At 59.4% G+C, this 9950-nt stretch carries 11 protein-coding genes and 1 pseudogene; 6 read left to right on the top strand and 6 right to left on the bottom strand.

The features are described 5' to 3' along the window. Together QZ268_RS14705 and QZ268_RS14700 are read left to right on the top strand one after the other, a co-directional pair. Nucleotides 1-486, top strand: a 486-nt coding sequence (locus QZ268_RS14705; RefSeq protein ID WP_295454154.1) for an integrase core domain-containing protein, incomplete at its 5' end; no start/stop codon positions are given. 36 nt (nucleotides 487-522) lie between these two features. After that, nucleotides 523-720 (top strand): annotated as a pseudogene (locus tag QZ268_RS14700) (BCCT family transporter); the annotation flags it as partial. Nucleotides 721-1071: 351 nt separating this feature from the next. Here the strand turns inward: QZ268_RS14700 and QZ268_RS14695 are convergent. Both QZ268_RS14695 and QZ268_RS14690 read right to left on the bottom strand, forming a co-directional pair. Further along, a complete protein-coding gene (locus QZ268_RS14695; protein ID WP_295454152.1) occupies nucleotides 1072-1815 on the bottom strand; it encodes a hypothetical protein in 744 nt (247 codons plus the stop codon). Between the two features lie 303 nt (nucleotides 1816-2118). Further along, on the bottom strand, nucleotides 2119-3228 hold the full coding sequence (locus QZ268_RS14690; protein WP_295454150.1) for an NADH:flavin oxidoreductase: 1110 nt from the start codon (nucleotides 3226-3228) through the stop codon (nucleotides 2119-2121). A gap of 305 nt (nucleotides 3229-3533) precedes the next feature. Between QZ268_RS14690 and QZ268_RS14685 the strand changes: the two genes are divergently transcribed. The 3 genes from QZ268_RS14685 to QZ268_RS14675 all read left to right on the top strand — a co-directional run bounded on the left by QZ268_RS14685 (nucleotide 3534) and on the right by QZ268_RS14675 (nucleotide 6248). Next, the gene (locus QZ268_RS14685; RefSeq protein WP_295454147.1) at nucleotides 3534-4820 is read left to right on the top strand and encodes a lipoprotein-releasing ABC transporter permease subunit; all 1287 of its coding nucleotides are present in this window, start codon (nucleotides 3534-3536) and stop codon (nucleotides 4818-4820) included. After that, nucleotides 4813-5496: an ABC transporter ATP-binding protein gene (locus tag QZ268_RS14680; protein ID WP_295454144.1), complete on the top strand. Its 684-nt coding sequence runs from the start codon at nucleotides 4813-4815 to the stop codon at nucleotides 5494-5496. Before QZ268_RS14685 ends, QZ268_RS14680 begins: the two co-directional genes overlap by 8 nt. Nucleotides 5497-5840: 344 nt before the next feature. Beyond that, entirely contained in the window at nucleotides 5841-6248 is a 408-nt protein-coding gene (locus QZ268_RS14675) for a c-type cytochrome (protein WP_295454140.1), read from the top strand. Between the two features lie 61 nt (nucleotides 6249-6309). On the opposite strand, the gene QZ268_RS14670 is transcribed toward QZ268_RS14675, so the two are convergent. The 4 genes from QZ268_RS14670 to QZ268_RS14655 form a co-directional block, all read right to left on the bottom strand. Further along, on the bottom strand, nucleotides 6310-6993 hold the full coding sequence (locus QZ268_RS14670; protein ID WP_295454137.1) for a hypothetical protein: 684 nt from the start codon (nucleotides 6991-6993) through the stop codon (nucleotides 6310-6312). An 85-nt stretch (nucleotides 6994-7078) separates the two neighbouring features. Continuing rightward, the gene (locus QZ268_RS14665; RefSeq protein WP_295454135.1) at nucleotides 7079-7738 is read right to left on the bottom strand and encodes a DNA-3-methyladenine glycosylase I; all 660 of its coding nucleotides are present in this window, start codon (nucleotides 7736-7738) and stop codon (nucleotides 7079-7081) included. 19 nt (nucleotides 7739-7757) lie between these two features. Beyond that, nucleotides 7758-8180: a PaaI family thioesterase gene (locus QZ268_RS14660; protein WP_295454133.1), complete on the bottom strand. Its 423-nt coding sequence runs from the start codon at nucleotides 8178-8180 to the stop codon at nucleotides 7758-7760. Further along, nucleotides 8128-8979 carry a hypothetical protein gene (locus tag QZ268_RS14655; protein ID WP_295454130.1) on the bottom strand — a complete coding sequence of 284 codons (852 nt, stop codon included), beginning with the start codon at nucleotides 8977-8979 and terminating at the stop codon, nucleotides 8128-8130. Before QZ268_RS14655 ends, QZ268_RS14660 begins: the two co-directional genes overlap by 53 nt. A 177-nt stretch (nucleotides 8980-9156) precedes the next feature. On the opposite strand from QZ268_RS14655, the gene QZ268_RS14650 reads away from it, so the two are divergent. Continuing rightward, complete coding sequence (locus QZ268_RS14650; RefSeq protein ID WP_295454127.1) at nucleotides 9157-9900, top strand: hypothetical protein; 744 nt, start codon at nucleotides 9157-9159, stop codon at nucleotides 9898-9900. The last annotated feature ends 50 nt before the right edge of the window (nucleotides 9901-9950 follow it).

The following is a 9950-nucleotide window of genomic DNA, read 5'->3' as shown; positions in this document are numbered from 1 at the left end:
TGGTCCTATGACTTCGTTCAGGATCGCACGCACGACGGACGGGTCTTCCGCACCCTGAACATCATAGATGAGTTCACGAAGGAGGCGCTGGTGATCAAAGTCAAACGCAAGCTCAACTCAGTTGACGTGGTCGATGCCCTGACCGACCTGTTTATCCTGCGCGGCCCGCCGGAATACATCAGATCGGACAATGGAGCCGAGTTCATTGCCAAGAAGGTGCGCGCCTGGATCGGTGCCGTGGGCGCGAAGACCGCATTCATTGCCCCGGGATCACCTTGGGAGAACGGCTACTGCGAGAGCTTCAACGCCCGCTTCCGGGATGAGTTATTAAACGGCGAGGTCTTCACCACGCTGCGTGAAGCACAGATCCTCATCGAACGCTGGCGTCGCCACTACAACACGGTTAGGCCCCACAGCGCCTTAGGATACCGGCCCCCAGCGCCCAAAAGCATCGTCCTGATAGACCAAAGACCGACGATGCATTAACATTCAAATTGGACCACTCGATGGGGGCACATCAGTAAGGTCGATGCGCCGGTGCCGCAGCGTGTGTTCTGGTGTACCTTCGAAGGGTTGGTCGCCATCGTGCTTCTGATTGGCGGTGGCCTCGGATCCTTGCAGGCGATGGTCATCTCGACCGGTTTGCCTTTCACGGTCGTGCTGCTGTTGATGTGTTGGTGCATCCTCAAAGGGCTGATGCAAGAACGCAAGCATATCTGATACTTTAAACGTGAACGGGCGCGTCGCCGCGCCCGTTCTTAAGCCTGCTTTACGTAAACCTGACCTGCGCGCGGTCGCAGCCAAGAGTTTGCCCATCCCTCCAGTTCATGTCTTGTTTCGGCGCCGTTCTTCGGAGCTCGCTGAGAGCGCAAAGCACAATTGCCTTTCTGACTGTGGTGATCGCCGCTTTCAGAATGGCCCCTGCGCGAAAGCGCCAGTGTCGCACTGCGGTATGGCCGAGGGTCTCAATCAAAACTTTCAGGTTTCTTCAATGCTGCGGATGCATGTGTGCAGGCGGTAGGGTGTCTTGAGGCGGCCTGCGCCGCCTTGGCTGATGTATCGCAGGGAGGGCTAGCTTTCGGGTTCAGAAGTGGTCTGGACCACCTCGCGGCGGCGCATTTTTTGGCGTTTTACGATGGCAACGGTTCTGCGTGAGATCGAAATGCTGTCGATCCAGGCGACCAGACGGCTTTCCTGGAGGCTGAGCTCTGGGCCATGACGTTGGGCGCAGACCAGGGCTGCCTGCAGACGGCTGAAGTAGCTCCAGAAGGATTCTTCATGGTCGGCATATTGCGCCCCTTCTTCCTTGGCCAGGAAGCTGGTGTGCACGTCCTCAACGATATAGACGCCGCCTGGGGGCAGCATCGGAAACAGGGTTTGAAAGCCGATGATCTGATGCGACCAAAAGTGAGAGGCATCGTCCAGGATCACCGAGGGCTGATAGGTGCGAAAGACCCGCTTGAGAAACCTTGGCTTGGCGGCATCTCCGATCTCGATATGGATGCGCTCTTCTTCAAAGCTTTTGGAGATGCCTTTGATGTCAACGCCGATAATCCGCGCCTTTGGGAAAAACGACTTCCAGGTGCGCAGCGAAGGCGCGCGGCGGCTGGGCAGGCCAACGCCGAGCTCCAGCATGGAAAATGACTTTTCTTTATAGGGTGTTAGAAGGTGCTCATAAAACCGCATGTAGTCATGGCGTTTGGAGCTTTTGTCGGTCTCGGCGGCAATGGCCAGCCTGTCCAGCTCACCCAGAGGCAGCAGCTCGGCAACCTCTGCCGGGTGGCTATCCTCTACCGGTGCTTCGGGCGCTGCCACAACTGGGGTGTCACTCTCTTCAGCCTGGACATTGGCTTTTGTCGACGCAGAGGTCTTGGGTTTGGGACTTCTCAGGGGTTTGGGTATGTTTGATGATTTTGTCACGTTCTGCGCCTGTCATTGTGTGTCAAAACGCTAGCAGTCCAGGGGGGTGATTGCAAAGTCAAACCAGGCCGCAGGGTCAACCCGGCCGCACAGCAAACTCGGCAGCGCCGGAAACTAGACTGCTGATACAAAACCGCTCCCGCCCAGGGCTGAGGCCGGGCGGGAGCTGCAGGGGGAGGTGTCAGGGCGGTGTTGCGATCAACGCAGCTGGTGCAGCATCTTTTTCTCGTAGGCCACCAGTCCGCCGGTCTGCCCGGCGGCAACCTGATTGGCCCAGTCCGGGTTGGCAATCAGGGCGCGGCCAACGGCGACAAGGTCAAACTCGTTCCGGTCTGCGCGTTCAATCAAACGGTCCAGGCTGGCGGGCTCGGCGCCTTTGAAATCAGCGGTGCCGTCTTCGGGCAGGAAGTCGGCGTTCAAGCCAACGCTGCCGACGGTGATCGCAGGCTTGCCGGTGAGCTTGCGGGTCCAGCCGGCCAGATTCAAATCGCTGTCCTCGAACTCGGGCTCCCAAAAGCGGCGGGTGGAGCAATGGAAGATATCAACCCCGGCTTCGGCAAGTGGCGTGAGGAAAGCCTGCAGCGCTTCGGGGGTGTCACACAGCCGGGCAGAGTAGTCCTGCTGCTTCCATTGAGAGTAGCGGAAAATGATCGGGAAGTCTTCGCCGACGGCGGCGCGGACTGCGCGGATGATTTCCAGGGCAAAGCGTGAGCGCTGCGCCAGATCGCCACCGTAGCCGTCCTGGCGCTGGTTGGTGCCATCCCAGAAAAACTGGTCAATCAGATAGCCATGGGCACCGTGTAGTTCGATCGCGTCAAAGCCGATGTCTTTGGCATCTGCTGCGGCCTGGGCAAAGGCGGCGACAACATTATCAATGTCTTCTTGTATCATTGCGTGGCCGGTCACCTTGCCGGGGATGGCCATGCCGCTGGGGCTGTGACCCGGGGTGTCGCCACCGGGATTGACGCCGGGGCGACGAATGGCGCCCACATGCCACAGCTGTGGCGCGATCTTACCGCCTGCTGCATGGACTGCCTCAACGACCTTTTTCCACCCTGACAGCGCGTCTTCGCCATAAAAAGCGGGCACATTGGGATAGCCGCTGGCGGCCACGTGGTTTACAAAGGTGCCTTCGGTGATGATCAGGCCAACGCCGCCTTCGGCACGGCGCTGATAGTAGGAGACCACGGCCTCATCGGGAACATTGCCGGGCGAAAAGGTGCGGGTCATCGGGGCCATGGCAATCCGGTTCTTCAGGCTGAGTTTGCCAAGATCAACAGGGGTAAACAGGGTATCGGCGCGTTCCATTGGGGGGGTCCTTTTAAAAACAATCAGTCGATCAGCCGCTTGGGCGAACTGTATCTTTTGTCAGCATCAAACAGCACTGAGCCCCGCCACGATAGGTTTTACTTTGGGTCAAATCGGCAGTGACCCAGCGTTCTGCCGGTTTCGCACTATGCCCCCAGGTTTTAGGCAAGCGGTGTCTCCCTTTTTCTACATTCGGTGAACTAGCCCAGCGGGGGCGGTGGATTTGCGCTGAGTGTGGTGCACTGTGGCTTGACCCTGTGCCCAGGAAAGCCCAGTTTGGCGAAAAACTGCGAGCAGGAGCCAGCATGGCCAGCACCCCCCCGCCTTTTGCGCGATTTGAATGGATGATTGCCTGGCGGTACCTGCGGGCGCGCCGGGCCGAGGGCGGCGTTTCAGTGATGACCTGGATCAGCCTCATTGGCATTACCCTGGCGGTTTTTGCCCTTATCGCGACCCTGGCGGTGCGTTCTGGGTTTCGCTCGGAATTTGTGGGCACCATCCTGGGCGCAAATGCCCATGTGACGCTCTATTCTCACGGGGCGCTCAACGCGGCTGGCCAGATGGAGCGCAGCATCACGGATTTTGACGCCATGGCGGCGCGGGTGGCCACGGTGCCCGGCGTGATCCGCGCAGCGCCGCTGATCAAGGGGCAGGTCATGGCCAATGCGCGCCAGCGCAACGCCGGGGTTGAGGTCTTTGGCATCTCCAAACCCGGCATCCTGACCATTCCCGGTGTCGCCCAAAGCGAAGGCGCCATGGGCGATCTGGATCGGTTTGAGGACGGGGTCGCCATCGGCTCTGGCGTGGCGCGCGAACTGGGGGTCAGCCCCGGTGATCGTATCAAGCTGATCTCGCCCAATGGGGTCAAAACCCCCTTTGGCACCAGTCCAAGGGTCAAGGCCTACGAGGTGGTCTATATTTTCACTGCCGGGCGTTATGACATTGATCGCACCCGGCTCTATATGCCCTTTGCCGAGGCGCAGAGCTTTTTCAACCGTGAAGGTGTGGCGGATGAGATCGAGGTGATGATCACCGACCCGGAAGCGGTGGACCTGAAGATCCTGTCCCTGTTGCGGGCGGCGGATGGCGCGGTTGGGGTCTGGACCTGGCGCGATGCCTCGGGTGGTTTTCTGCGGGCGCTGGAGGTCGAGGACAATGTGATGTTCATCATCCTGTCGATCCTGGTGCTGATTGCGACGATGAATATCGTCTCGGGGCTGATCATGCTGGTTAAAAACAAAGGCCGCGACATTGGTATCTTGCGCACTATCGGGCTCAGCGAGGGGTCGGTAATGCGGGTGTTCTTTATCTGTGGCGCCTTTACCGGGGTGTTGGGGACGCTGTTTGGTGTCATTCTGGGCTGTCTGTTTGCCAGCTATATCGACCCTATCTTTTCTTTTGTGAACTTTGTGATGGGCGGTGGCGTCTGGGATCCCTCTATCCGCGGCATCTATGCGCTGCCGGCCGAGCTGAACCTGCCCGATGTGCTGTCTGCGGTGGGGCTGTCGCTGGGGCTGTCCTTTGTGGTGACAATCTTTCCCGCCCGGCGTGCCGCCCGGCTGAACCCGGTGGAGGCGCTGCGCTATGAGTGATGCAGTTTTAGAGCTAAAAGCCGTGACCAAGTCCTATAATCAGGGCGCGGCCAACCAGATTGATGTGCTGCGCGGCGTTGATCTGACCTTGAACGCGGGGGAGATGGTGGCACTGGTGGCGCCCTCGGGCGCAGGCAAATCCACCCTGTTGCATATCGCGGGCTTGTTGGACGTGCCGGACAGTGGCAGCGTCACGGTGGCCGGACAGGACATCAGCGGCAAGGGTGACAGCATGCGCACCAGCCTGCGTCGCCAGGAACTGGGCTTTGTCTATCAGTTCCACCACCTGCTGCCGGAGTTCACCGCGCTGGAGAACATTGTCCTGCCGCAACTGGCCAATGGGATTGCACAGCGCGCCGCCGAGGCCCGTGCCGAGGAGCTCTTGGCTCTGGTTGGGCTGTCAGCCCGGGCCCAGCACCGGCCGGCGGCGCTGTCGGGGGGCGAACAGCAGCGGGTGGCCTTTTGTCGGGCGCTGGCCAATAGCCCCCGCGTGTTGTTGGCGGATGAACCCACCGGAAACCTGGATCCCGGCACCTCAGATCAGGTCTTTGCCGCGCTGATGGATTTGGTGGCTGGCACTGGCCTGTCGGCGCTGGTGGCCACCCATAATCCCGAACTGGCCGCGCGGATGGACCGCCGGGTCAAGCTGGAGCAGGGCAGGCTGGTAGATCTTTAGGCGGGCGGTGGAACTGGTTGGCCGAGTGCCCCATTCACAGTCGCTAGAACCGAGATGCCCAGCATGAAAATCGTATAGCGTCGCATGGGTTTCTTCTCTGGTGGCTCCTCCTCTCGCGCCTCTTGCGGGGGGACAGGTTGCTGTGTGAGCGAGAAGCGGCAACCGCCGACAGGGACTAAGCCATGTTCTTGTGACATCCCCTGCGCATTATTATCGTCGCTGTGGTGAAATGATGCTTAAATGCAGCCCATGGCAGACAATTTTTGCTCTGACCAGGTGCCTAGGTGGCCGTTTCAACGGGGTGGAATTATACTGTCGCTGCGCAAGAATAAGGAAGCATGTTGATGAAATCCCCAGTTGTGGTGTTAAGCCTGATCGCTTTGTCCTTTGGTCTATCAAACTGCGCCCCTGGGGAGGTGGATATGCCAGAGCCAGCCGAAGGCGCGGCGCTGTTTAATCAGAACTGCTCTGCCTGCCATGGTGTAGATGCTGATCTGGCCACACGAGAGCTATCCGTGGGTGCCCCTGACTTGCGGCATATTGCAACACGCAACCGCGGTATTTTCCCGCGCGCCGCTGTACTGTCGCAGATTGACGGATATGGCCGTGGTCGCGTGGGGGCAGAGGCAATGCCGGAATTTGGTGCCCTGCTCGAAGGAGATCTGGTTCCGGTTGCTGTGGATGACGTCTTTACCCCGACACCGCGCCCTCTGGCGGCGTTGCTGGCCTATCTGGAAGATATCCAACGCTGATTGATCCCGCCGCAGCTGTGCCGTGTAGTGCAGGGCAGGGCCTGATACACGACCTGGCGTGTCAGGTGCAAATTCCCGTGAGGTCGGCGTCTTTCCAGGGCAGATAGACATCGCTTTGCCGGGCCTGTGGCAGGTCCGTCACCGGCATCACCGCCTTGAGCATCTCATGCAGGCGCTTACTGCGGGCAGCCTGCGGTGCCAAGGCGCGGCAACAGACGTATTCTTCGACAATGGCGCCCTGCTGTTCATAGCCATAGCTGAGAAAATCCGGACTGCTCTCAAGCGCAAACAAATAGGGATCTGGGCTGGCACTGTGTTCGGCCGCTGCGCGCAACGGGTGGTAGCCCGTGACACGGCGGTTCTGCCACTGCCAGACATGGGTCATCTCATGGGCCAGCAACATGGCCTCCACCAGATACAGCCGATCCGGATAGGCCGGCATATAGTCTTCGGTGTACCAGTCTTTGACAAAAAAGATCCGGTTGAACAGGGTGACGGCTGCTGGCGAGGAGGTGACAATCTTTTCTTCCTTGACCGGTGGCAGGATCCGTTCGCGGCAGGTGACGCGGGGGCGGGGTTTGCGCCGAAATGTAACAGCGGCCACGGGCGCGCCACGCACCAGATGCACCTGGTTGGTATTGAGGCTGTCGCCGTGAATGTCGGATAGAAAACTCAGCTCTGCCTCGCTGAGCGGACGACCGCAGGCGGCAAGCAAAGAGCAGATCAGAACAAGCCGCAGGATCATACGACGCCTCGGATGGTGTGCTGCAGGCCATGGTTGCATTTGCTGATCTTGCGCATAAATGTGCCCCGTTTCTCTAGCTGTACCCTTAGCCGCAACTCAAAGCCAGAACCCGGCTTATTTCCATCAAGGATCGGCCCGATTGCTCTTGCCAACTGTTAAAAGCCGCCTGAACCTGGCGCAGAGCGGTTTTAGAGGTGGCGGGCTTGTCGATCACCCCTTCGGCGATCAACCGCCCGGTAACATCCTTGGACAGGACAAAGCCATCCCGCCCGGCAAAGCGCATCACCATCTGGCCGCTGTTGCCACCCAAGCGGCTGCCGCGCTTTTTCAGCATCTCCAGCAGTCCGACAAAATCCGATGTTGGCCAGTCGGTAAACACCTTGGCGGCGCCACCCTCCTGGCGCAGCTCCATCAGAAAGGCCGCATTGTCGCGCACCGTTTGGATCTTGGCACCATTGCGGACAATTTGGCTGTCGCGCAGCAGGGCATCAAGTTTTTCATCATCCATAAAGGCGTTCTTGACCACATCAAACTGGTCAAAAGCGGCCTCAAATCCGGGCCATTTTGTCTCGATCACCTTCCAGCTGAACCCGGCCTGAAAGACGCATCTGGTCATCAGGGAGAGCCAGCGATCCTCTGCCAGGGTCGCAACATCAGGTTCCGGGCGCAGAAGCTTTGCTTCCAGCGCCTGGGCGCCGCCGTGACGGTCAGCTGAAATGTCAAAGATCTGTTCAAAACTGCGCAAGCTGCTGTTGTCCGATCTATCAGGGGGCGTAAAAAGTTGCAGTAGCGGTAGAGATCAATTTGCCGCTGGTTTCCTCGTGCATTTCGGCGCGGGCAAAGACCAGCGCCTTGCCTGCGCGCACCACTTCGGCCCGGCACAGGATGGCAGTGCCAACGCCGGGGCGCAAAAACTGCGTGTGTAGATCAGTGGTGGCAAACATCCGCATCTCGCCGGCATGGGCAACGGCGGCCAGAACCATGGCCGTATCCGCCAGCGCCGCCAGCGCCTGACCCGACACAATGCCACCCACTCGCGCCAGATGGGGCGCAAGCGGCATATGCAAGACCACTGCTGAGGGAGAAAACGCGGTTACCGTCAGGTCCAGGGCCCGGACCCATTCGGCAAAATTCTCATCCAATAGGGCCTGGGCGTCTTTGACGCTCATCGCTGGTGTGGAGTTCATCTCGGCCTCTTTTGCTGCTCTGTCTGGGGGGAGCGTAGCGGTCTGGTTGGCGCAACTCCACCACAGATTTGCCCAAACGAAACGGCGCCGCAAATCCGACCAGACAAAGCGCAAAGAGTTGCAACACCAGGATATGGGCATTGTCCTGCAAATAGTCCCATTCCTGTTTGAGCCGCTGGATATGGGCGATCAAATCGTCATAGGCCCGCGCCAATATAACAAAGTCACCCGCAATGGTTGGCTCGCGGCGGCGTAGGTTTTCCACAGATGCCTGGGTTGGCTGATCCAGCGAGGAGAAAACCAGAAAGCTCTCCGGGTCAAAAGCATCGGCGCTGGCGGCCTTGGCCGTTATCTCCTGGGCTGTGGTGCCGGATCCGGCAAGAAAGGCGATGCCCTGCAGCGGTGCGACCTCATCCGTTACGGCGATGAACAGGGGCAGCTCTGCATTGCCCGCAGTCGAGGCCGACAGAAATTCGATTTTGTCACAGAGCACCGCAATATCAGTGTCATCGGTTGGGTCGCAAAACCGCAGGCGAAACCGGGCCGCATCGCGGTCAAAGGCTGCGGTGGCGGCATAGGCGAGATCAATCTGGCGCTCCAGTTGGCTGCTGTCGGATTTGTAGATCCCGGCGATTACCGCCGCCAGCGCACCAATGCCGCCCAGCAAGACCCAGACCAGATCGGCATATTTCCAGGCCTGGTGGCCCTCTGGCTTGCGCAGCAAAAAGCCGGTGCCGATGGCGCCCAGGCCAAAACAGATGAGGATCAGCAACAGCTGGTTTTCGGCGACAAAGATCATAGGGGCTCCTGGCGGCGGCGGCGGGGCGTGCGTCTTGTCAATAGAAAGACTGCGACGGCGGGCTTGCAACAGGGCTAAAGCAAATGTGACCGTTTACTACAGATCTGCTTAAACTGTTTGCAACGCTGGTCTGCTTCTATGGGCCCGTGATGGAATGGCGTTACCGGAGAAAACATCATGATGCGTTTTGTGGTTGGATATGTGGTCCTTGTGGCAAGCTTCGCTGGCGCGGCAGTGGCGCAGCCGATCACCTACGAGGTGCGCGGCGGGATGTATGAGCAGGTGATCATCGCCTATGTGAATGGCGCTCCGGTTCAGGCTCTGGTGCCAGAGACCGGGATCTCCAACAAGATCCTGGAGGCGGATTTTGATGGCGACGGTCAGGTGGATCTGTTGCACAGCTGGAGCGGCGGCGGCAATTGCTGCGCGCCCAGCTACGCGGTGCTGTCTTTGCAGGGCGGTCGCTTTGTCAACGTCACTCATCCGGAGTTCTACGGCTGGGGCGATCCCGAGGTGCAGCAGACGCCCCAAGGTTATCGCTTTTTGATTGAGACAACCGAGTCCGGTGTTGGTCAGACCGATCTGAACGGGCGTTTTACAGCCTTTGCCTTTACCGGCAGCGCCCTGCAACTGGTCGAGAGCCGGGTGCTGGATCAGATGCTGCCCGCGCTGGCGCAGCTTTCGGTGCAGGACTATGACCGGCCCGGTTTTGACAAACGCTACCCACTGAAGATGCAGTATGATCTGGATGGCTCAGGCAGCCTGGATCTGTTGCACTGCAGCTGGTGGGAGCGCTGGGGAGTGATCAACTGCGAGATCCAGATGGCGACGGGGTTGTGTCTCGAATCTGGTGGAAATTCTCTGGCGGCGTTCTCCGAGCATGTGGATTTGGGCCTGATCAGGCCGCGAGGTCAAGTCTGATCGGGGCGATGGGCTGAGCCAAGGTTTCCCAGCCATCGACCTTTCGCATC

The sequence above is a fragment of the uncultured Pseudophaeobacter sp. genome, from assembly GCA_905479575.1.
In the GTDB taxonomy this organism is placed as follows: Bacteria; Pseudomonadota; Alphaproteobacteria; order Rhodobacterales; family Rhodobacteraceae; genus Pseudophaeobacter.
Note: the sequence above shows the minus strand (reverse complement) of the source record. Positions and strands in the feature narration are given on the sequence as shown.

Bases quoted from the DNA above. Each gene is read 5' to 3' on its own strand.
- QZ268_RS14690 (WP_295454150.1), bottom strand. From the start codon at position 3,228: ATGGAACGCGCCGATACCCTGTTTACCCCTGTTGATCTTGGCAAACTC.
- QZ268_RS14685 (WP_295454147.1), top strand. From the start codon at position 3,534: ATGGCCAGCACCCCCCCGCCTTTTGCGCGATTTGAATGGATGATTGCC.
- QZ268_RS14680 (WP_295454144.1), top strand. From the start codon at position 4,813: ATGAGTGATGCAGTTTTAGAGCTAAAAGCCGTGACCAAGTCCTATAAT.
- QZ268_RS14675 (WP_295454140.1), top strand. From the start codon at position 5,841: ATGAAATCCCCAGTTGTGGTGTTAAGCCTGATCGCTTTGTCCTTTGGT.
- QZ268_RS14670 (WP_295454137.1), bottom strand. From the start codon at position 6,993: ATGATCCTGCGGCTTGTTCTGATCTGCTCTTTGCTTGCCGCCTGCGGT.
- QZ268_RS14660 (WP_295454133.1), bottom strand. From the start codon at position 8,180: ATGAACTCCACACCAGCGATGAGCGTCAAAGACGCCCAGGCCCTATTG.
- QZ268_RS14655 (WP_295454130.1), bottom strand. From the start codon at position 8,979: ATGATCTTTGTCGCCGAAAACCAGCTGTTGCTGATCCTCATCTGTTTT.
- QZ268_RS14650 (WP_295454127.1), top strand. From the start codon at position 9,157: ATGATGCGTTTTGTGGTTGGATATGTGGTCCTTGTGGCAAGCTTCGCT.